This is a genomic window from Dermatophilus congolensis, from assembly GCF_900187045.1.
Lineage (GTDB): Bacteria > Actinomycetota > Actinomycetes > Actinomycetales > Dermatophilaceae > Dermatophilus > Dermatophilus congolensis.
The window spans coordinates 1,739,031-1,759,563 of the sequence record NZ_LT906453.1; the positions used below are offsets into that span (position 1 = coordinate 1,739,031).

Below are 20,533 nucleotides of genomic sequence, written 5' to 3' on the forward strand. Positions count from 1 at the left end.
CACCGCGCCACTACGCAGATACCCACCACCCTGAAACACTGGAGCAATGAAGATCGCCACACGCGTGCTCGCCGCTCTAGGACTTCTTTTCGTCGCTTTAACCATCGCGGCAGTGGTCGCCTTCATGACCTGGTCCAGACCAGCAACACCGGCAACAACCACCCCCACCACACCGACCAGCCCCTCTCACCTAGCCCAAGGCGAATACAGCGCCAACAACCTCACCTTCGCCACACCGAAACTGGACACACCCTCAGGCACCATCACCGACGTCCACCTCACCGCCGGGAACTTCGTCAACACCAGCAAGGGAAAACGCATCGACAACTTCAAAGCAGACGCCCTAGTTCCCTTCGCCACCGTCCAAAACAAAATCGGTAACGGTGTCACCATCACCCCCACCGGAGATGGAAAAATCACTACCCGCACAACCTTCGAAATCCTTGGCCGACAACTGACCCTCACCGGAACAGGAACCATGGCAGCCGACGCCGGACGCCTCGTCTTCAACCCCTCTGCCATCGGGTTCCACGAAGGCCCCCCAGGACTGAACGTCCCCGAATGGGCTGCCGGACGCCTCCGCTTCGCCATCCCCGTCCCTGCCCTACCCGAAAACGCCACCATCACAAACATCACCACCGAAAACACCGGATTCCGCATCCACCTGGCCGGTAGCCAACTACAGCTGCCCTCCTAAACCACACGAGAGCACGGCAGACACATCGAGGCGACAGTCACATACGGGGCACCCAACACGACTACGACAGAATGATCAGGTGCCCCTCTACCGCGAAGCCGCCATCGTGCTCAGAACCACCAAGCTCGCAGAGGCCGACCGCATCATCACCCTCCTCGGCCGCGAACGAGGACTCATCCGCGCCGTTGGCAAAGGAATCCGCAAGACACGCAGCCGCTTCGGAGCCCGCCTTGAACCCGGACTTGTCATCGACGCGCAGTTCTACGAAGGACGCAACCTCGACACCGTCACCCAAGTCGAAGTTCTTGCCCCCTATGGAGAACGAATCACCCGCGACTACGACGCCTGGACCGCCATGATCGCCATGCTCGAAGCTGCTGAACGATTCGGCCAAGAAACCACCAACTCCAGAAACCAATTCACCCTTCTCGCAGGCGCACTAGCTTCTATAGCGGCCGGGGAGCATGACATCTCAATGACCCTCGATGCCTACCTCCTACGCTCAGTCGCCCTTGCAGGCTGGGCGCCAAGCTTCCACGACTGCGCAAAATGTGGAGCCCCCGGCCCCCACAAAGCCTTCAACCTCACCGCCGGTGGAACCCTCTGCCCCCACTGTCGCATCCCCGGATCAGCTACCCCCGCCCTGGCCACCCTCGCCATGCTCGGCGCCCTCCTCGAAGGAGACTGGGATACAGCCGAACAAATAGCTGAACCGCGATACCTCCGCGAAGGATCTGGCCTCGTGCGCGCCTACGTGCAATGGCACCTAGAACGAGGAGTCCGCGCCCTGAAATACGTCGAACGCAACTAACCCAGACTCCCACCCCAACCCAGCAGTTGCCCTCCATCGGCCCGGAGCGGGATGATCGCACCCATGAGCAGCGAATACGCCCGCCCCTACCCGCACCCAAGTGGAGCAACAGCCCCTCAGATCCCCGCCAAATTCCTCCCCAAACACGTCGCTATCGTCATGGATGGCAACGGACGCTGGGCCAACCAGCGAGGCCTCTCACGCACCAAAGGACATGAAGCAGGCGAGGCTGCGCTGCTGGACGTTGTCGCCGGCGCCATCGAAGCCAATATCACCCACCTGTCGGCATACGCCTTCTCCACCGAAAACTGGAAGCGCTCACCTGAAGAAGTGGCCTTCCTCATGGGGTTCAACCGCGACGTCATCCGCCGCCGTCGCGACCAACTCCACGAATGGGGAGTACGAATGCGCTGGGTTGGGCGCCGCCCCCGACTATGGAAATCCGTCATTAGCGAACTTGAGATCGCCCAAGAGATGACCAAAGACAACACTGGCCTGACCCTCTACTTCTGCGTCAACTATGGCGGCCGTGCTGAGCTAGGAGACGCAGCACGGGAAATCGCTCGCAAGGTCGCGGCAGGACAGCTCAACCCAGACAAAGTTGATGAGCGCACCATCGCCGCTCACCTCACTGAACCAGACATGCCTGACGTTGACCTGTTCGTGCGAAGCTCTGGCGAACAGCGCACCAGCAACTTCCTTCTCTGGCAGAGCGCCTACGCAGAGATGGTCTTCCAAGACACCCTGTGGCCCGACTACGACAGGACAACGCTGTGGAATGCCATCGAGCAATACGCCAGGCGCGACCGTCGCTATGGGGGAGCGGTCGACACACCCGCTGTATGAGAACAAACTCATACCCACAGCAAAAGTGAATATTAATGCGCACCTATGCATATAGTTAGGTGCATGTCCACAGTTCTAACAAAACTCCCGGTCGGCAAACACATCGGCTTAGCCTTCTCTGGCGGCCTCGACACCTCCGTAGCCGTGGCCTGGATGCGTGAGAACGGCGCCGTCCCCTGCACGTACACCGCGAACATCGGGCAATACGACGAACCCGACATCGCCTCACTACCAGGACGTGCACGGGACTACGGCGCCGACATCGCACGCCTCATCGACTGCCGTGAAACACTCGTCGAAGAAGGCATCACCGCCATCGCCACCGGCGCATTTCACATCCGCTCCGGTGGGCGCACCTACTTCAATACCACCCCCATCAGCCGCGCAGTCACCGGCACCATGCTTGTACGCGCCATGAAAGAAGATGGCATCGACATCTGGGGCGACGGATCAACATACAAAGGCAACGACATCGAGCGGTTCTATCGCTATGGCCTTCTCGCAAATCCCCATCTGACCATCTACAAACCCTGGCTCGATGAAGACTTCGTCGCCCAACTCGGCGGACGCCACGAAATGAGCCAATGGCTCACCGAACGCGGCCTGCCCTACCGGGAAACCCAAGAAAAGGCCTACTCCACCGACGCCAACATTTGGGGAGCCACCCACGAGGCCAAAACCCTCGAACACCTCAACACCAACCTGGAAACCATCAACCCCATCATGGGAGTCCGTTTCTGGGACCCCGAGGTTGACATCCCCACCGAAGACATCTGCATCACCTTCGAGCAGGGACGTCCCACCGCCATCAACGACACGGCCTACCCCAACCCAGTTGACCTAGTCATCGAAGCAAATGCCATTGGCGGACGCCACGGCCTGGGAATGAGCGACCAGATCGAAAACCGCATCATCGAGGCAAAATCTCGCGGCATTTATGAAGCTCCCGGAATGGCCCTGCTGCACATCGCCTATGAACGCCTCGTTAACGCCATCCATAACGAAGACACCATCACCGCGTATCACACGCAGGGACGCGCACTCGGGCGCCTGATGTACGAAGGACGCTGGCTCGACCCGCAATCCCTCATGCTGCGTGAATCACTCCAGCGATGGGTCGGGTCAGCTATTTCCGGCACCGTGACACTGCGCTTGCGCCGTGGTGAGGATTACTCCATCCTCGACACCGTCGGTGAAAAACTCAGCTACCACCCTGACAAACTCTCCATGGAGCGTGTCGAAAACGCAGCTTTCGGGCCAACCGACCGTATTGGGCAACTCACAATGCGTAACCTCGACATTGCCGATTCACGGTCGCGGCTGGAGGCATACGCCGAACAAGGAATTCTGCCCAATGCTGAAGAACAGAACGCTTCCACACCGGCTCTGACCGCTATGCATAGTGCAAGCAGCCACCACGCCCCGGTGCGTGCAGGTTTCTAGATCGGCATAAACCGGATAAGAGCGATTCCCAGGGCAAACACCGCGACCGCGACTCGTACCGCACGCCCAGGAACCGATAGGTACTTCCAGCTGACAATGCCTAGAAGGGCGAACAGTGCGAATCCGGTGCTAAATAGAACCAATCCGGTGCTGCCTGCAATAACAAGTCCGGAGGCGACAAGCAGGCTCACCGTGGCAGCCCATATCCACGCCGGTACTTTGACCAGTACTGCGGCGGCTTTGTCAGTGCCTTTCAAGGCAGGCTTGGCTGCGGATGCAGCAGAGCAGCCAGCTGGAGCGGTAGGAGGGGGAGTGCAGCTGGGAGATTGACCGGTTGCTGCGGCAGCGCTGCCCGAGCCGCATCCTCCACCTGTGGAGCGAGAGCACCCGCCACAGCCAACGGCTGCACCGCTGGCGGGGTTGGCTGCGTCCTCGTGAGGACCGTTATCGGTGCCGGGGCGCTGCGCAGGTGAGGTCATGTCTCGATCCTATGCGAATGGCCACCGACTGACATCTTGTCGGTGGCCATTGGCTGTTATGTAGCTAGCCGCTGCGCGGCAGGTGCGCGTGGACCTATATCACTGGGCGTCAGCCTGGATGGAGGTCAATGCAATGGTGTAGACGATGTCCTCGACGAGGGCGCCGCGCGACAGGTCGTTGACGGGCTTGGCAATGCCCTGCAGCATCGGGCCGATGCTGATAACGCTGGCAGAGCGCTGTACAGCCTTGTACGTGGTGTTACCCGTGTTGAGGTCGGGGAACACGAACACGTTTGCCTGGCCAGCCACGGGAGACTCAGGGGCTTTGCTCTGTGCAACCGATGTGGTGGTGGCGGCGTCGTACTGCAGCGGGCCATCAACGAGGATGTCTGGGCGCAGTTCGTGAATGCGCTCTGTGGCTGCTTTGACCTTTTCGATGTCGGCGCCAGAGCCAGAAGAGCCAGTGGAGAAGCTAATCATGGCTACGCGTGGGTCAAGACCAAATGCCTTAGCGGAGTCCGCGGACTGGATCGCAATGTCGGCAAGCTGGTCGGCGTTGGGGTCGGGGTTGACTGCACAGTCACCGTAAACGAGGACCTCGTCAGGCAGCCCCATGAAGAACACCGAGGAAACAAGCGATGCGCCGGGCTTGGTGCCCAGAATCTGCAGGGCTGGACGGATGGTGTTAGCGGTGGTGTGCACGGCGCCAGAGACCAGGCCATCAACCTCATCAAGGTGAAGCATCATGGTGCCGAGCACGACTGTGTCACCGAGGGCGTCTTTAGCCATCGCTTCTGTCATGCCCTTGTGCTTGCGACGTTCGACTAGAGCGTCCACGTATCGCTTGGCCGGTTCGGACGGGTCAATGATTTCGATGTCTTCTGGCAGGACACGGCCCAGGGAAGCAGCAACGGCTTCGACCTCGCTGCGAGGTGCCAGCAGAACACAACGCGCGATGCCTTTTTCGTGGCATGTGATTGCTGCGTCGACAGTGCGAGGCTCGGAGCCTTCGGGCAGGACAATGCGTTTGTTTGCGCGTGCTGCCAGTGTGGTGAGCTGACGACGGAACGCTGCAGGAGAGAGCCTGTTGTGGCTGGTGCTCTGCGTGATGGCGTCGATCCAGCTCTGCTCCAGGCGGGAGGAGACAGATTCCATGACGCGGCGGACTCGCACCTCGTCATCAGTGGGGATGCTGTCACTGAGATGGGTGATGGCGTACGAGGTTTCGTACGTGGGTGCGTTGTTCATGTAGATGGGCAGCCCATTGCTCATGGCGGTGCCGCAGAGGGTTGCAACGGCTGGGTCGATTCCTATGCCAGCGGAGAGCACGATGCCAGCGAGTTTGGTGCCGTTGAGTTCGGCCAGGCACGCGGCCATGAGGATGTCGTGACGGTCGCCGGGGGCGATGAGAACATGGCCCTCTTTGAGGTGGGGGAGGGCGCCGGGGATTGCTTGTGCTCCGATAACGAAGCCCTTGACACGCCGGTCGGAGTCTCCGGGGTTAACGGATTGGAGGCCGAGCTGGTCTGCCACGTCTTTCATGCGTGGTTCGGCCAGGGTTGGGTCCTGGGTGATGGTGGCGATGACGCGCAGCTCGCGGGCTTCGACAGCGTCGGTGTAGGGCTTGGTTGCCTCGGAGGTGGATGAGGGCAGGCGGTTGAGGACGACGCCGACGACGCGGCTGCTTTCCCCGATCTGGTAGTGGGGCAGGGCAACGCCTAGGCGTTCTGCGACGTGTTCTGGGGTGCGGTCTGAGCCGTTGACGACGAGGACGACTTCAGCGTCGAGGGTGCGGGCCAGGGCGGCGTTGAGGTCGTCAGCCCAGGGGGCTTCGTCTTCTTGGGCGAGGCCTTCGATGATGACGACTTCGTGGTCGCTGAGGACGGGTTCGGCGAGTTCGACGACTTCTTCCATAAGGGAGTCGACGAGGTTGCGGGACATGAGGGCGTCGATGTGGGCCCCGGGGATGGGTGTGGGGGGCTGGAGGGCGGTGACGAGGGAGACGAGTTGGGCAGAGGTGTCGGCGCCGTGGCTGTCGGGGCCTGCGAGGGGTTTGATGTAGCCGACTTCGACGCCACGTTCGTCGAGGGCGTGGAGTAGGCCGTGGCAGACGGCTTTGACGCCTGCTGCGTGGTTGGCGGGGACGACGAGAATTCGTCGGGACATGCGGTGACTCCTTCGAGCGCCTGCGGCGGTGCTGGCTCGGTGTGTAGTTGGGTAGGTGTGGGGCCCGGTGATGTGCCGGGCCCCACGTGGGTGTTAGCGGCTGAGGCGGTATGCGTCGCGTGCGATGACGAGTTCTTCGTCAGTGGGGATGACCCAGGCGGCGATGTCGCCGTCTTTGGTGATGCGGGCGGTTTTGCCGCGCAGTCCGTCGTTGACGCTGGGGTCGATTTCCAGGCCGAGGAAGCCGAGCTGCTTGATGATGTCTGCGCGGGTGACGTCGGAGTTTTCGCCGATGCCGCCGGTGAAGACGAGCAGGTCTAGGCCACCGAGTGCGACGCAGTAGGAGGCGATGTATTTGGCGACGCGGTAGTGGAAGGCGTCCAGGGCTAGAGCGGCTGCTTTGTTACCTTCGGCGGCGGCTTCTTCGACGGTGCGCATGTCGTTGGAGACGCCGGATAGGCCTAGGAGGCCGGACTCTTTGTTGAGTTTGGTGTCGATGGCGGCGGCGTCGCTGGAGGTGGCTTTGCTGATGTAGCTGATCACGCCGGGGTCGATGTCGCCGGAGCGGGTGCCCATGATGAGACCTTCGAGGGGGGTGAGTCCCATGGAGGTGTCGACGGATTTTCCGTCTTTGATGGCAGTGATGGAGCAGCCGTTGCCCAGGTGGGCGGTGATGATGCGGAGATTTTCGATGGGGCGGCCGTCGGCTTCGGCGGCTTTGCCGGCTACGTATTGGTGGCTGGTGCCGTGGAAGCCGTAGCGGCGGACGCCGTGCTCGTCGTACCAGTTTTGGGGGACGGCGTAGCGGTAGGCCTTTTCGGGCATGCTCTGGTGGAATGCGGTGTCGAAGACGCCGACCTGGGCCACGTTGGGCATGACGGCGGTGACGGCTTCGATGCCGGCGATGTTGGCGGGGTTGTGCAGGGGTGCCAGCGGCACGGTGTCGCGGATCGCGTCGAGGGCTGCCTGGTCGAGGAGGACGGAGCTGGCAAATTTTTCGCCGCCGTGTACGACGCGGTGGCCGACGGCAGCGATTTCGATGTTGTGGGCTTTGGTGAAGTCTTCGACGCGGGCGAGGACTTTGCTGATGATGCCTTGGTGGCTGGTGTCGTCGAGGCCATCGACGGTGGTGCGTTCTCCGCTGATGTCGAAGCGAATGGAGGCTTCGGGGGTGTCGACGCGTTCGGCTAGGCCTGTGAACTCGCGGTTTCCGGACTCGGGTTCGATGAGTGCGAATTTAAGGGAGGATGAGCCGCAGTTAAGGACGAGGACGGCAGAGGTCACTTTTCACCTTCTCGGTATGGGGGTGCGGGTTGTTCGGCACCGCTTCGGGGTCGTGTCGGTGTGTTCGAGCCGGTCACGTTGTTGGGGTCGGCTGGGTGGCTCGACCCGCGGTGTGACATGGTATTTCACTTGTTGTAGAGGGTGTGGGTCGCGTTCTCTTTCAGAGTATCGCGGGGGTTGGTGGGGCTCCCATTCGGGTGTGGCCATGTTGGGTGCGTGTGCTGGGGGTAGGGATGTGGCGGGTCATACTGGTGGTGAGATGACTGCTGCACATGTACTTCCTCCGTTGATGATCGGTTCTTTGTCGATCCCCACTCCTGTCGTTCTTGCACCGATGGCGGGGGTGACAAATCGTGCCTTCCGGCGTTTGTGTCGGAGTTTCGCTGCTGAAGGGCTCCCTGATGGGGGGAGTTGTTTGTATGTGAGCGAGATGATTACTTCGCGGGCGTTGGTGGAGCGTTCGCCGGAGACGATGAAGCTGATTGAGTTTGATGCCGATGAGTTTCCGCGGTCGATGCAGCTGTACAGCGTGGATCCGGTGACGATGGCGCGGGCTGCGCGGATGGTGGTGGATGAGGGGCTGGCGGATCATATTGATCTGAATTTTGGGTGTCCGGTGCCGAAGGTGACGCGTAAGGGTGGGGGTTCGGCGTTGCCGTGGAAGCTGGATTTGTTCACGGACATTGTTTCGATGGCGGTGCGAGAAGCTTCTCGTGGTGGGATTCCGGTGACGGTGAAGATGCGGATGGGGATCGATGCTGATCACCTGACGTATTTGGATGCTGGTCGGCGTGCTGTGGATGTGGGGGCTGCAGCGATTACGTTGCATGGTCGTACAACAGCGCAGGCGTATAGCGGTCATGCGGATTTGGATGCGATTGCGCGGTTGAAGGAGGCCGTTCCGCAGGTTCCTGTGTTGGGTAATGGGGACATTTGGTCGGCTGAGGATGCGTTGCGGATGGTGGAGCGCACGGGCTGCGATGGGGTGGTTGTTGGTCGTGGTTGTTTGGGGCGTCCGTGGTTGTTCGCTGATCTGGCTGCGGCGTTTAACGGTAGTGATATGCGGATGCGTCCGAATTTGGGGCAGGTGGTGGATGCGCTGCGTGCTCATGCTGAGTATTTGGTTGAGTTTTATGGTGATGAGCAGCGGGGGGCGCGTGATATCCGTAAGCACATCGCCTGGTATTTGAAGGGTTTCCCGGCGGGGTCGTATGTGCGGCATAACTTGGCGTTGGTGAAGGATTTGGCTGCGCTGGATGCGTTGTTGGGTGAGTTGGATCGGGATCATCCGTGGCCGGGTGTTCCTGCTGAGGGTGCACGGGGGCGTCAGGGAACGCCTCGGCGGGTTGCGTTGCCGGAGGGCTGGTTGGATAGCCGTTCGGTGGATGCTTCGGCGGGTGCGTGTCTTGCTGAGGCGGAGGTGGATGCTTCGGGTGGCTGAGGCGGGTGGTTTAGGCGTGTTGGTCGGGGTGGGTGCCGGTGTCGTCGGTGGGAGTTTGGTGTGCGGGGCCGGTGGCGATGGGGCGTTTGGGGTTGCTGATCCAGTCTGACCAGGCGCCGATGTAGACGGGGATTTGTCCGCCGAGTCCTGCTGCGCCTGCGGCGAGGGCGATGAAGCTGGCGACGACGCCGGATCCGCAGGTGGTGGCGATGGGTGTTTCGGTGGTGGCTCCGACGGCGGCGAAGCGTTCGAGGAGCTGGTCTGGGGGCAGGAGTTTGCCTTCGTCGTTGATGAGGTCGGTTGCGGGTAGGTTGACGGCTCCGGGGATGTGGCCGGCGGCGGTGTCGACGGGTTCGTTGCGTCCTTCGAATCGTTCGGGTGCGCGGCCGTCGATGAGGATGCCGTCGCGGGCGTAGAGTTCGGCGGTTTCGGCGGTGAGGTAGGACAGGGCGCTGCGGCGTACGGAGAAGTCGCCTTCGTCGATGAGTCGGATGCCTGCTTCGGTGGGGAGGCGTTCGTTGCGCCAGGCGCTTAGTCCGCCGTCAAGGACGTAGACGTCCATTTTTCCGAAGTGGCGTAGGAGCCACCAGGCGCGGGCTGCGGCGAAGGATGTGAAGTCGTCGTAGACGACGACGGGTCGGTCGTTGTCTACGCCGCATTCGGCCATGTCGATTTCGAAGTCGTCGATGCGTGGCATGGGGTGGCGGCCGGTGTCGGGGCCGGGGGTGCCGGAGAGGTCGCGTTCGAGGTCGACGAAGATGGCACCGGGGATGTGGGCTTGGAGGTAAGAGTCGTAGCCGTCGTCTGCGCCCAGTTGCCAGCGGACATCGAGGACTAGGGGTCGCTCGGCGGCGCCGCGGTGGAACTTTTCGGCGAGTTCGCTAGCTGTGATGAGGGGGTACCGGTGCATGGGAGGAAGCCTAATCGGTGTCGTAGTCAGGAGCGGGGTGGACAGGGTTGGTTGCGGTAGGTGGCGTGCTGGGGTGGTGGTTTGTGTGGGTTGTGCGTTTGTTAGGCGTGTTTGTCGGTAGTTGTTTTTAGGGTGGTGGGGTGAGTGATTTTTTGGGTGATGCTGTGGGGGGTTACTCGTCGGGGAGTGTGGACGGGGGGCGTTATGGTGCGCGGGATCGGGCGCGGTGGGTGCAGGAGCCGGCGGCGCGAAAGTTGGCTACTCGTGATGATTTTGCGCGGGATCGGGCGCGGATTTTGCATTCGGCGGGTTTTCGTCGGTTGGCGTCAAAGACGCAGGTGGTTGCACCGTATTTGGGTGATTTTGCACGGAATCGGTTGACGCATTCGTTGGAGGTTGCGCAGATCGGGCGGGAAATTGCCTCGTTTCTGGGCTGTCATGCGGATCTGGTGGATGCGGCGTGTTTGGCGCACGATTTGGGGCATCCGCCGTTTGGGCATAACGGTGAGCGTGAGTTGAATCGGGTGGCTGAGCAGGTGGGTGGGTTTGAGGGTAATGCGCAGACGTTGCGGGTGTTGACGAGGTTGGAGCCGAAACGGTTTCACGCTGATGGGCGTCCGGCTGGGTTGAATTTGACGCGGGCTGCGTTGGATGCGGCGTGTAAGTATCCCTGGGGTGCTGGGCAGGGGCCTGGGGGGTCGGGGAAGTTTGGTTTTTATGCCGATGATGAGCCGGTGTTTGCCTGGGTGCGTGATGGGGCGCCTTCTCGTGGTGCTGGTGGGGTGACGCCGGTGGAGGCGCAGGTGATGGATTGGTCTGATGATGTGGCGTATTCGGTGCATGACGTGGAGGATGCGGTGGCTTCGGGGCGGGTGGATTTGCGGGTGTTGTCGTCGGTGTCGGCGTTGCGGGATGTGGCGGTGGTGGCGCAGCGGTATTACGAGCCGTCGTTGGAGGTAGAGGCGTTAGTGGAGGCGGGGCAGCGGTTGCATGCTGCTGATGAGGTGGTGGATGAGTTTGATGGGTCGCGGGCGGGGTTGGCTGCGTTGAAGGACATGACTAGTGGGTTGGTGGGTCGTTTTGTTCGTCAGGTGCAGTCTGCGACGCGTCAGGTGCATGGTCCGGTGCGGTTGGCGCGGTACGACGGTTCGTTGGTGGTGCCGGTGCAGGCGCGGGCGGAGTGCGCGATGTTGAAGGCGGTGGCGGCGGCTTTTGTGATGCAGACGCCGGGGCATGCGGCGGTGATGGAGCGTGAGCGTGAGGTGGTGCGGGGGTTGGTGGAGGCGTATTTGGAGTGTCCTGAGGAGAGGTTGGATCGTGATTTGGTGGTGGATTGGGGTGCGGCTTCTTCGGATGGGGAGCGGTTGCGGGTGGTGGTGGATCAGGTGGCGTCGTTGACTGATACGCGTGCGTTGGCGTTGCATGCTCGTTGGTGTGGGAGTGCGTGATGGGTGGGGTGATGTTGGGCTCGTAGACTGCCGTGTGCGCTTTGTTGGCGTGTGAGTGTGATTGGTGAGGTGGGATGGCGGGTCTGCTGCGTGAGGAAGATGTCGCTCTCGTAAAGGAGAGAGTGAATCTTGAGGATGTGGTGCGTGAGCATGTGACGTTGACGCGTTCTGGGTCGGACAGTTTGAAGGGGTTGTGTCCGTTTCACGATGAGCGTTCGCCGTCGTTTCATGTGCGTCCTGCGCATGGTCATTGGTATTGCTTTGGGTGTGGTGCCGGGGGTGATGTGATCGCGTTTGTTCAGGAGATTGAGCACCTGGGGTTTGTGGAGACTGTTGAGCGGTTGGCGGCTCGGGTGGGGGTGGAGCTGCAGCGTGATGAGTCTTCGGTTGCGGAGTCAGGCAGGGCGCGTCGGACGCGGTTGATGGAGGCGCATCGGGTTGCTGAGGAGTTTTATGCCGAGGCGTTGATTGGTGCGCGTGAGGCTAGGCCTGCTCGGGATTTTTTGCGGGGTCGTGGGTTTGATTCCAAGGCTGCGCAGATGTTTGGGGTGGGGTATTCCCCGCGTGGTGGTGATGTGCTGACGAGGTTGTTGTTGGATCGGGGGTTTACGGAAGAGGAGTTAACTCTTGGGGGGTTGACGGGGCGTTCTTCGCGGGGGCTGTATGACAGGTTCCGGGGCCGGGTGATGTGGCCGATTCGGGATGTGACGGGCGCGACGGTGGGGTTTGGTGCGCGGCGCATTTTGGATGATGACCGGATTGATGCGAAGTATCTGAATACCTCTGAGACGCCGATTTATAAGAAGACTCATGTGCTGTATGGGTTGGATTTGGCGAAGAAGGCGATTGCTTCGCAGCGTCGTGCTGTGGTGGTGGAGGGGTATACGGATGTGATGGCGATGCACCTGTCGGGGGTGCGGGGTGCGGTGGCTACGTGTGGCACGTCGTTTGGTGCTGAGCATGTGAAGGTGTTGCGGCGGTTGTTGCGTGATGACGGTGATGGGAAAGTCATTTTCACGTTTGATGGTGATGCTGCTGGTCAGAAGGCCGCTATGCGGGCTTATGAGTTGGATGATCAGTGGGTTTCACAGAGTTTTGTTGCGGTGGCTCGTAATGGGATGGATCCGTGTGATTTGCGCCTGGCTGAGGGCGAGGCTGCGGTTGAGCATTTGATTGAGAAGCCGACGCCGATGTTTGAGTTCGCGGCGCGGACAACGATCGGGCGTTTTGATTTGCAGACCAGGGAGGGTCAGGCCCACGCGATTGAGGCGGTGGCGCCGATTTTGGCTGGTATTGATGGTGAGGCGTTGTCGCGGATGTATGTCGATGATGCTGCGACATGGATTGGTGTGCCGGTTGATCTGGTGGCTGGTGCTGTTGAGCGTGCGCGTGCGGGGGGTCGGCGCCCGGATGCGCAGGTGCATGGTGGGCGTCAGCGTGTAGTTGCCTCTGGGGGAGAGGTTTCGCCGGTGCGTGCGGAATCTGGTCCGGATGCTAATGGTGAGTCTGCGTCATTGGTGTTTCCGCGTCCGGATTTACGTAATCGTGTGGTGCATTTGGAGTTTCAGGTACTGCAGGTGTTGTTGCAGTATCCGGGGGCTCTTGATGACAGCGAGATTATGCCGTTGGTGCGGGCGCAGTTTACGGATCCGGGTTTGGCTGCGGTGTTGTTAGCAGTGTTGACGCATTGGGGTGAGCACACTTCGGTGAGTGCGTCTGCGTGGGTGGAGTTGGTGCGGGCGCAGGCTGGTGATCAGGCGGGGCCGACGGTGAGTTCTTTGGTGGTGACTCCGTTGTTGACTCGGTTGGATCCGCAGACGGGGTTGCCTAGTAAGCGGTTTGTGCAGTCGTTGCTTGTGGCTGTGCAGGAGGAGACGTTGCGGTCGCGTATTGCGGCTGCGGCGGGTGATTTGCGGCGTGCTGAGGCGATGGATCCGCAGCGGGCTAGGTATGTGGCGCAGGAGTTGACTGCGTTGCAGGGTCAGTTGGCGGCGTTGAAACACACAGAAGATTGATGTGTTTTGGCTAGGGGGTGGGTGAGGATGGGTGTCATGCGTTTTTTGTGGAGGAAGTCCTCTCCGGTGTTGCCGCAGGTTGTGCGGGATGCGGTGACGGGGCGTGGTGAGCGTGTGTTGGCGTGGGCGGCTGAGAAGTATGCCGGGGCGTTCATTGTGGCTACGACTGGGCGGTTGGTGGTCGTGGATGTCCAGGGTGAGGTGATGGATGTTGGTAGGTGGGGTGAGGTGGATAGTGCGGTGTGGGAGCCGGGGACGGCGACGTTGTCTGTGGCGTGGGTGGATGGGCGTCGCGGGAGTCAGTGGACGGCTGTGGGGTCTGCGACGCGGTTGGCTGAGAGTGTGCATGAGCGGGTGAGTCGTTCGGTGGTGGTGGCGGTTGATCTTGAGCGTGATGGTGTGCGGATTGGGCGGGCGGCGATTCGTCGTGATCCGCAGACGCAGGAGTTGTCCGCGCAGTTGGTGTGGGCTCGGGGGCAGCGTCCGCGTGATGAGGAGCGGGCTGCGTATGGGGAGGCAGTGTTGGTGAATTTGTGTGAGCAGGTGGGGTTGCCTGAGTCGGTTGGGCGGGCGGCGAGTAGGGCTGGGATGGGGTCGTGAGGGGTGGTTGCACACTCGATTTCGTTTTCTCGGCAGACCTTTGCTAATGTTCTTTTCAGCAGCGATCCCCTGTAGCTCAACTGGCAGAGCATTCGGCTGTTAACCGGAGGGTTGTTGGTTCGAGTCCAACCGGGGGAGCAAAGCACATCACGCCCCGTCCTGAATTCAGGGCGGGGCGTGATGCATATTCACTCGCAGTAGCGAGCCACGGGCCAGTAGCTCAGCCGGTCAGAGCAGCGGACTCATAATCCGTCGGTCGTGGGTTCAAGCCCCACCTGGCCTACCGATACGCGGTAGAAAAATTTTTCTCCCCTTTCTTTCCGCGCGACCTCATCCCCAAACACCACACAAAGTCTTTATGCGTGCCCTGAATCACGTTTAACCCGAGCGTCTTTGACGCGCGACCTAAGAACCCTCCCAGCAGGGTCGATCAGCTGTTCGACCCTCTACCCCTGGGAGATCTCCATGCGTCGTATGCGCTCGGTGGCCACCTGGTCGCTCACCCTCATGCTCGTCACGTTCAGCGCAATGAACGGCCAAGCCGCACCCGCCTCAGCAGCTTCCAGCACTACCTGGTCTCAGAAATCCGGCATGGCCATCCCCGGCACCCGCCTGGCCTGGGGACCTCCCGGACAACTCGAACACGATCTCGATCGCGTCGCTGCTAGCGGCGTCAAATGGCTACGCTTCGACGTCCCCTGGAGCCAGATTTCTTGGGAACCCGGACAAGCAGACTGGGCACGCTTTGACCGCATCGTCGAAGGTGCCCGCGCCCGAGGGCTCCGACCCCTAGGCGTATTAAGCACAATGGCGCCCTACGCACGCCCCGCAGGCACCGACTACCGATACGCACCTCGCACCGCCTCAGAACGCAAAGCCTTCGCCGGGTTCGCCAAACAAGCCGCCGCCCGCTACAAAGGCAAAATCAACCACTGGGAAATCTGGAACGAACCCAACCTCGACCAGGCCTGGTCACCCACCCCCAGCCCAGCGGCATACGTAGAACTCCTACGCGCCACCACCCCAGCCATCAAATCAGTCAACCCCGCCGCCATCACTATCGCCGGCGGAACAGGCGGAGCCACAGGCGCCCCCGACATCACCCCCATTGACTGGTACACCGGCGTCTACGCCCAAAAACCCCAAGGCCTCTTTGACGCCCTAGCCGTGCACCCCTACTCAGACCTGCGCTACGGCTGGGGAGGGGAGATGTCTACCGCTCCCATCATCCGCGCCATCATGGACAAAAACGGCGACGCCAACAAAGAGATCTGGGCAACCGAAGCTGGATTCCCCACCGGCGGCCAATACCGCACCACCGAAAACGACGCCGCCCGGATGATGCGTGAAAGCCACGCAGCATGGACCAAAATCCGTAAACACGGCCCCCTGTTTTGGTATACCCTCACTGACACCAGCGACCCCACCAGCGAAGGACACTTCGGCTTCTACCGCCTAAATGGCACGGCCAAGCCAGCCCTAGCGGTCCTTACTGCTCTCAATGCCCAGCCTCTGCCTGCAGGCACCACCACCCCAGCACCACCGGCCGCAAAGCCAGGAACCGGATACGTGGTAGCACCTGCCGCTAACCTCACCACAAACGGAAAAACCACCAAAGCCACTTTCAGCCTCTACACCACCCGAAGCGTCCCCATCCGAGCATTGAGCATGACCGTACGCAACTCAGCCGGAGCTGTATTCGACATCCCCGTCCGTGCAGCCACCACGCTGCGTGGGTCACAAACCTTCACTGCCACCCGTGCAGCGCTGCCTGCGGGCACCTACACCTACGCCCCAGCTTGGCAAACCACCAACGGAAAATGGAACGGCCCCACGCGCGAAGGTAAACACACCGTCGGAGCCACCCCCAACACCCTCAGCGCCGCTCACGCAACCATCAACAACACTGCCCGAGGCGCCACCGCAGACATCGTCACTAGCGTTGACGGAAAACTAGCCGTCAACGCCCTCATCGTCGCCATGCGGGACTCATCAGGAGCCAACTGGGACATCTGGACGGCCAAAAACACCACCTTGACCGGACTGCAGCGTCACCACGGCACCAAACAGTCCCTGCCCGCTGGCACCTACACCTACACCGTCGCTTACCAAAGCACCGACGGCAACTGGCACGAACAACCAGGCAAAAAAACCCTGACTGTTCATTAATGCCACCTGGCAAAAAGCGGGGGCCACTGCACTAGTGCAGTGGCCCCCGCTTTCGTCACAGCATTACCAGCGCTTCAGGACACTGGCGTCAACGATCAAGCATCCGCAAGCGTCAACCCAATCGTGGACAGCAACTCATACGGAGGAATATTGGTCCCGCCAGAAGCAATCGCCAACAATGCCGATGCAAGAGAAGCCATCGCAGAAGTCAGGATCAATGGATCCTGATCCTCCATCTCCTCACGCAAAATGTTGACGTACTCGTTGACGGTGCAACCGCCATCCATACTTTGCAGCCGAGCGGTAAGAATGGCCATGGCGCTCTGCATTCCCGGTGCGGGTGCAACAGGTGCGTCCGTCATGAATCTCCCCCTTGTAGAGACATGTCGTGGTCCGCCGGAGTTTCCGTCGGCCCCCGCCGCAGTGCACCCCCATGCGAACCACGGCGTGGAAGAAGCTCCGTTCTTCCGCGATCACTCCATAAGTGAAGCGCACGTCTTGATCGAGTGTCCAGTAGCCACAGGCGTAACTGACCTCCCGTTGTCGACAAGCCACAGCGCGCTCATTCCACGCTCGGCAACACATTTGAGGCACAATGTTCTTCGATCAATCGAACTAAAAATCTTCAATCGGACAACCGATCAAAACGTTCACCACGAACAACGCAAAACCACTCCGAGTGAAGAATTCACCGCCGCGCAGGGGTGCGCGGCAACCACACAGTTCGATCGACCACGGGTCCTACAGCTGGGGAGTTGGACGGCCCACACAACCACATACAAACCGGTCACATGGGTGCCAGCTATGGGCGTTGGGGAAGACGTCCCACACACACCCAGGAGGACCGGATGTCTGGAAAGCCCACGGGCAACACAACACGAGGAGCCGTGTACATCCACTCGGCCCCAGCAGCACTATGCCCACATATCAGTTGGGCGCTCGAATCAGTGCTCGGCGGCAAGGTCGACCTCGACTGGTCACCCCAGCCCCTCGGGCGCTCACTCATGCGTGCCGACCTCACCTGGTACGGCGAACCTGGAACCGGCGCCGCCATCGCCAGCGCCATGCGCGGATGGGAAAACCTGCGCTACGAAGTAACCGAAGAACCCAGCCCCGGCCTCGACGGATCACGTTGGTCCCACACCCCCTCACTAGGAATCCACCACACCTGGATCTCCGCCTCTGGGGATGCTGTTATCAACGAAGACCGCATCCGAGCAGCCATGCGCCACGGAAACGCCACCGCCCTGCGCCACGAACTCGATCAAGCCCTAGGCACTGCCTGGGACGTCGAACTCGACAACTTCCGCCATGCCGGCGATGGCCGCCCCGAACGCTGGCTCTACCGCGTGAGCTAAGCGACACACCGCCACTCGTGCGGCAGTACCACCATGCCCGCACACACAACTCCTGGGACCACGCATGGCTGTGGGGCCAGCCCCGTTGATGGGCTGGCCCCACAGCCATAGGCAATTACGCCGCCAACCTCACAGCGGAATGTTCCCGTGATCACCTCGACGCGCCGGAGCAGCCGCGATCGCCGCCGCGATCACACCACGCGTCAAACCCGGCTCGACAATCTCATCCACGACACCGATATCAACAGCGCGCGGCAACCCGCCAGAAAGCCTCTCGTGCTCTACCGCGAGCTCACTCTCCACACGCTCCACATCCTCGGCAGGGACCTGCGCCAACTTCCGCCGATGCAAAATCCGCACCGCGGCAACAGAACCCATCACCGCGACCTCGGCATCGGGCCACGCAAACACCTTCGTAGCGCCCAAAGCGCGACTGTTCATCGCCAGATAGGCACCGCCGTACGTTTTACGCGTCACCAGCGTAACCCGCGGAACCACCGCCTCAGCGAACGCGTGCAACAGCTTGGCGCCACGACGCACCACCCCATCCCACTCTTGGCCCAGGCCCGGCAGATACCCCGGCACATCCACCACCACAATCAGTGGAATACCGAACGCATCACACATCCGCACAAACCGCGAGGCCTTCTCTGCACTCGTGGCATCCAAACACCCACCCAGACGCAGTGAGTTATTTGCAATAACTCCCACCGTGCGCCCACCCAGGCGCCCCAGGGTGGTGACGATGTTCGGCGCCCACTTCGGATGCAGCTCAATCGTTGTAGCGTCAGCGTCAAGCAGATCCTCGACCAGCGGGTGAACATCGAAAGCACGCTTAGCCGAATCCGGTAAGAACCGCACCAAATCCCGATCCTGCACCGATGCAGGGTCCAACGACCCCTGGCTATTGGCGCCGAGCAGATCACACAGTTGGCGACCACGCTCGTAGGCTTCTTCATCAGAATCGGTCACCACATGCACCACGCCAGAACGACGACCATGGGGCTCAGGGCCACCTAGTCGCAGCGCATCAACCTGCTCCCCAGTCACCGAACGCACCACATCGGGGCCTGTGACAAAAATGCGTCCCAGCGGCCCCAACACGACAACATCGGTCAACGCCGGACCATACGCCGCGCCACCAGCAGCAGGGCCCAACACAACAGAGATCTGCGGAATCTTGCCGCTGGCTTTGGTCATGATCGCGAAGATCAACCCCACGCCGTGCAGCGAGAACACACCCTCAGCTAGCCGTGCACCACCGGAATGCCACAACCCCACTACGGGGCAGCCCTCGACCAGAGCCCGTTCGTAGGCGGCCACGACAGCGCGGCAGCCATCACCGCCCATTGCTCCGCCTTGCACTGTCGGGTCGGCAGCGAAGGCGACCACCGTGTTGCCATGTACCTGACCGATACCGGCCAACATTCCCGACAAGTCATCATCAGAGATAACAGTGAGCGTGCCCTCGTCGAAAAAACGCTCCAACCGGCGCTGCGGGTGCCGGGGGTCTTCCTCGCGCGGAACCTTAATTCGCTCTCGAACAGCCTGTGCAGCCTGCGTAGCAGCCACGCTTGGTGTCCGGGAAGTCACGAGACGCTCCGGAACGCCAAAGTCACGTTGTGCCCTCCGAAACCAAACGAGTTGTTCAACGCAACCACATCACCAGCAGGCAAGGCCCGGTTCTGGCCACGAACGATATCCAGGTCAATCTGGGGATCGAGGTTCTCCAAGTTCTGAGTGGCTGGCACGAGGCGATCACGCAACGTAAGGATCGTGAAAACCGACTCCAATGCACCCGCTGCACCAAGCAGATGTCCCGTCATGGATTTCGTGGCGGTCAAGCATGCGTGGTCGGCGTGGGAACCCAAACCAGCGCGAATAGCTTTGGCTTCTGCGCCATCACCGGCTGGGGTGGAGGTGGCGTGTGCGTTCACATGCACCACCGATGCTGGGTCGATATCGCCTTCGCTCAGTGCCCGCTGGATTGATAGTGCGGCCCCGGCGCCTTCAGGTTCAGGAGCGGCTACGTGGTAGGCATCACTGGATAGGCCCGCAGCGACAAGCTCTGCGTAGATGCGGGCACCGCGTGCAACGGCGTGCTCGTATTCCTCCAGCACAAGGATTGCCGATCCCTCACCCATGACAAAGCCGTCACGGTCAATGTCATAGGGGCGTGAAGCGCCCTGAGGGTCTTCGTTACGTGTCGATAGGGCGTGCATCGCAGAGAAGCCACCGATCGTCAGGGGGTGAATGGCCCCTTCGGTGCCTCCGGCCACGACGATGTCGGCTTTGTCACTGCGGATCAATTCAAGCCCATCAGCGATGGACTCAGCTCCGGAAGCACACGCACTCACAGGAGCATGCGCCCCAGCGGTGGCTTTCAGTTCTAAGGACACCGTTGCTGAGGGGCTGTTCACGAGCAGCATCGGCACCGACAGCGGGAAAATACGGCGAGGGCCCTTCGTGCGCAGCGTTTCCCAGGCGTCAACAAGGGTGTGCACGCCACCGATACCGGTTCCTACGCTCACAGCCAGCCGGTTGGATTCGATGTCGGGTGCGCCGGCATCGCGCCATGCTTGACGTGCCGCGATGAGAGCGTATTGGGTGGCGGGGTCTTGCCGGCGTATCTCTACTTTGGTGAGGACCTCAGATGCAGGCTGGGCAAGTTGTCCAGCAAAGGTGACAGGCATGTCGTACTGCTGAACCCACGGGGCCTCGATGTGTCGGATGCCAGAAGTTCCGGCAAGAGCGGCCTGCCAGGTGCTTTCGGCGTCAGCACCGAGTGGATTGGTCGTCCCCATACCTGTGACGACGACACGCTTGAGCGTGGTGGACATGAGTGAACTCCTCGGTCATGGGGCCG

17 protein-coding genes and 2 tRNA genes are annotated in these 20,533 nt (G+C 61.2%); 12 read left to right on the plus strand and 7 right to left on the minus strand.

Annotated features, from left to right (window positions below):
• Positions 1-46: 46 nt before the first annotated feature.
• The 4 genes from CKV89_RS07415 (at position 47) to argG (ending at position 3,797) form a co-directional block, all read left to right on the plus strand.
• On the plus strand, positions 47-697 hold the full coding sequence (locus CKV89_RS07415) for an LmeA family phospholipid-binding protein (protein ID WP_028327726.1): 651 nt from the start codon (positions 47-49) through the stop codon (positions 695-697).
• A 79-nt stretch (positions 698-776) separates the two neighbouring features.
• A complete protein-coding gene (gene recO / locus CKV89_RS07420; protein WP_028327727.1) occupies positions 777-1,508 on the plus strand; it encodes a DNA repair protein RecO in 732 nt (243 codons plus the stop codon).
• Positions 1,509-1,559: 51 nt separating this feature from the next.
• A complete protein-coding gene (locus CKV89_RS07425) occupies positions 1,560-2,354 on the plus strand; it encodes an isoprenyl transferase (protein WP_169714601.1) in 795 nt (264 codons plus the stop codon).
• Positions 2,355-2,417: 63 nt separating this feature from the next.
• Positions 2,418-3,797: an argininosuccinate synthase gene (argG, locus tag CKV89_RS07430; RefSeq protein ID WP_051277694.1), complete on the plus strand. Its 1,380-nt coding sequence runs from the start codon at positions 2,418-2,420 to the stop codon at positions 3,795-3,797.
• Here argG and CKV89_RS11865 read toward each other — a convergent pair.
• The 3 genes from CKV89_RS11865 to CKV89_RS07445 all read right to left on the minus strand — a co-directional run bounded on the left by CKV89_RS11865 (position 3,794) and on the right by CKV89_RS07445 (position 7,726).
• On the minus strand, positions 3,794-4,276 hold the full coding sequence (locus CKV89_RS11865; protein ID WP_154657699.1) for a hypothetical protein: 483 nt from the start codon (positions 4,274-4,276) through the stop codon (positions 3,794-3,796). The genes argG and CKV89_RS11865 overlap by 4 nt on opposite strands.
• A 99-nt stretch (positions 4,277-4,375) precedes the next feature.
• The gene (pta, locus tag CKV89_RS07440) at positions 4,376-6,442 is read right to left on the minus strand and encodes a phosphate acetyltransferase (RefSeq protein ID WP_028327730.1); all 2,067 of its coding nucleotides are present in this window, start codon (positions 6,440-6,442) and stop codon (positions 4,376-4,378) included.
• A 93-nt stretch (positions 6,443-6,535) separates the two neighbouring features.
• Positions 6,536-7,726, minus strand: a complete 1,191-nt coding sequence (locus CKV89_RS07445; protein WP_028327731.1) for an acetate/propionate family kinase — start codon at positions 7,724-7,726, stop codon at positions 6,536-6,538.
• A 259-nt stretch (positions 7,727-7,985) separates the two neighbouring features.
• Between CKV89_RS07445 and dusB the strand changes: the two genes are divergently transcribed.
• Complete coding sequence (gene dusB / locus CKV89_RS07450) at positions 7,986-9,167, plus strand: tRNA dihydrouridine synthase DusB (RefSeq protein WP_028327732.1); 1,182 nt, start codon at positions 7,986-7,988, stop codon at positions 9,165-9,167.
• Between the two features lie 10 nt (positions 9,168-9,177).
• Here dusB and CKV89_RS07455 read toward each other — a convergent pair whose 3' ends face one another.
• Complete coding sequence (locus tag CKV89_RS07455) at positions 9,178-10,077, minus strand: sulfurtransferase (RefSeq protein ID WP_051277695.1); 900 nt, start codon at positions 10,075-10,077, stop codon at positions 9,178-9,180.
• Between the two features lie 140 nt (positions 10,078-10,217).
• Here CKV89_RS07455 and CKV89_RS07460 point away from each other — a divergent pair, with 140 nt between their 5' ends.
• The 6 genes from CKV89_RS07460 to CKV89_RS07490 all read left to right on the plus strand — a co-directional run bounded on the left by CKV89_RS07460 (position 10,218) and on the right by CKV89_RS07490 (position 16,309).
• Entirely contained in the window at positions 10,218-11,525 is a 1,308-nt protein-coding gene (locus CKV89_RS07460) for a deoxyguanosinetriphosphate triphosphohydrolase (protein ID WP_324603356.1), read from the plus strand.
• Between the two features lie 74 nt (positions 11,526-11,599).
• Positions 11,600-13,540, plus strand: coding sequence for a DNA primase (gene dnaG / locus CKV89_RS07465; protein WP_028327736.1), 1,941 nt, complete (start codon positions 11,600-11,602; stop codon positions 13,538-13,540).
• A gap of 27 nt (positions 13,541-13,567) precedes the next feature.
• Positions 13,568-14,140, plus strand: a complete 573-nt coding sequence (locus CKV89_RS11870) for a hypothetical protein (RefSeq protein ID WP_154657700.1) — start codon at positions 13,568-13,570, stop codon at positions 14,138-14,140.
• A 65-nt stretch (positions 14,141-14,205) separates the two neighbouring features.
• A tRNA-Asn gene (locus CKV89_RS07480) sits at positions 14,206-14,278 on the plus strand.
• Positions 14,279-14,349: 71 nt separating this feature from the next.
• Positions 14,350-14,423, plus strand: a tRNA-Ile gene (locus tag CKV89_RS07485).
• A gap of 182 nt (positions 14,424-14,605) precedes the next feature.
• Positions 14,606-16,309 (plus strand): cellulase family glycosylhydrolase, encoded by a 1,704-nt coding sequence (locus tag CKV89_RS07490; protein WP_084441319.1) that lies wholly within the window; start codon positions 14,606-14,608, stop codon positions 16,307-16,309.
• A gap of 95 nt (positions 16,310-16,404) precedes the next feature.
• Here CKV89_RS07490 and CKV89_RS07495 read toward each other — a convergent pair whose 3' ends face one another.
• A complete protein-coding gene (locus CKV89_RS07495; protein ID WP_028327740.1) occupies positions 16,405-16,671 on the minus strand; it encodes a hypothetical protein in 267 nt (88 codons plus the stop codon).
• 486 nt (positions 16,672-17,157) lie between these two features.
• Between CKV89_RS07495 and CKV89_RS07500 the strand changes: the two genes are divergently transcribed.
• Complete coding sequence (locus CKV89_RS07500) at positions 17,158-17,667, plus strand: DUF3145 domain-containing protein (protein ID WP_028327741.1); 510 nt, start codon at positions 17,158-17,160, stop codon at positions 17,665-17,667.
• A 129-nt stretch (positions 17,668-17,796) separates the two neighbouring features.
• Here the strand turns inward: CKV89_RS07500 and CKV89_RS07505 are convergent, their stop codons facing one another.
• Positions 17,797-19,260: an acyl-CoA carboxylase subunit beta gene (locus CKV89_RS07505; protein ID WP_267879307.1), complete on the minus strand. Its 1,464-nt coding sequence runs from the start codon at positions 19,258-19,260 to the stop codon at positions 17,797-17,799.
• A complete protein-coding gene (fabF, locus tag CKV89_RS07510) occupies positions 19,257-20,507 on the minus strand; it encodes a beta-ketoacyl-ACP synthase II (protein WP_028327743.1) in 1,251 nt (416 codons plus the stop codon). The genes CKV89_RS07505 and fabF overlap by 4 nt, the downstream gene beginning before the upstream one ends.
• Positions 20,508-20,533 lie beyond the last annotated feature (26 nt).

Excerpts from the sequence above, each read along its gene's own strand:
- CKV89_RS07415 (WP_028327726.1), top strand. The coding sequence starts at position 47 with ATGAAGATCGCCACACGCGTGCTCGCCGCTCTAGGACTTCTTTTCGTC.
- CKV89_RS07425 (WP_169714601.1), top strand. The coding sequence starts at position 1,560 with ATGATCGCACCCATGAGCAGCGAATACGCCCGCCCCTACCCGCACCCA.
- argG (WP_051277694.1), top strand. The coding sequence starts at position 2,418 with ATGTCCACAGTTCTAACAAAACTCCCGGTCGGCAAACACATCGGCTTA.
- CKV89_RS11865 (WP_154657699.1), bottom strand. The coding sequence starts at position 4,276 with ATGACCTCACCTGCGCAGCGCCCCGGCACCGATAACGGTCCTCACGAG.
- pta (WP_028327730.1), bottom strand. The coding sequence starts at position 6,442 with ATGTCCCGACGAATTCTCGTCGTCCCCGCCAACCACGCAGCAGGCGTC.
- dusB (WP_028327732.1), top strand. The coding sequence starts at position 7,986 with ATGACTGCTGCACATGTACTTCCTCCGTTGATGATCGGTTCTTTGTCG.
- CKV89_RS07455 (WP_051277695.1), bottom strand. The coding sequence starts at position 10,077 with ATGCACCGGTACCCCCTCATCACAGCTAGCGAACTCGCCGAAAAGTTC.
- dnaG (WP_028327736.1), top strand. The coding sequence starts at position 11,600 with ATGGCGGGTCTGCTGCGTGAGGAAGATGTCGCTCTCGTAAAGGAGAGA.
- CKV89_RS11870 (WP_154657700.1), top strand. The coding sequence starts at position 13,568 with ATGGGTGTCATGCGTTTTTTGTGGAGGAAGTCCTCTCCGGTGTTGCCG.
- CKV89_RS07490 (WP_084441319.1), top strand. The coding sequence starts at position 14,606 with ATGCGTCGTATGCGCTCGGTGGCCACCTGGTCGCTCACCCTCATGCTC.
- CKV89_RS07495 (WP_028327740.1), bottom strand. The coding sequence starts at position 16,671 with ATGACGGACGCACCTGTTGCACCCGCACCGGGAATGCAGAGCGCCATG.
- CKV89_RS07500 (WP_028327741.1), top strand. The coding sequence starts at position 17,158 with ATGTCTGGAAAGCCCACGGGCAACACAACACGAGGAGCCGTGTACATC.
- fabF (WP_028327743.1), bottom strand. The coding sequence starts at position 20,507 with ATGTCCACCACGCTCAAGCGTGTCGTCGTCACAGGTATGGGGACGACC.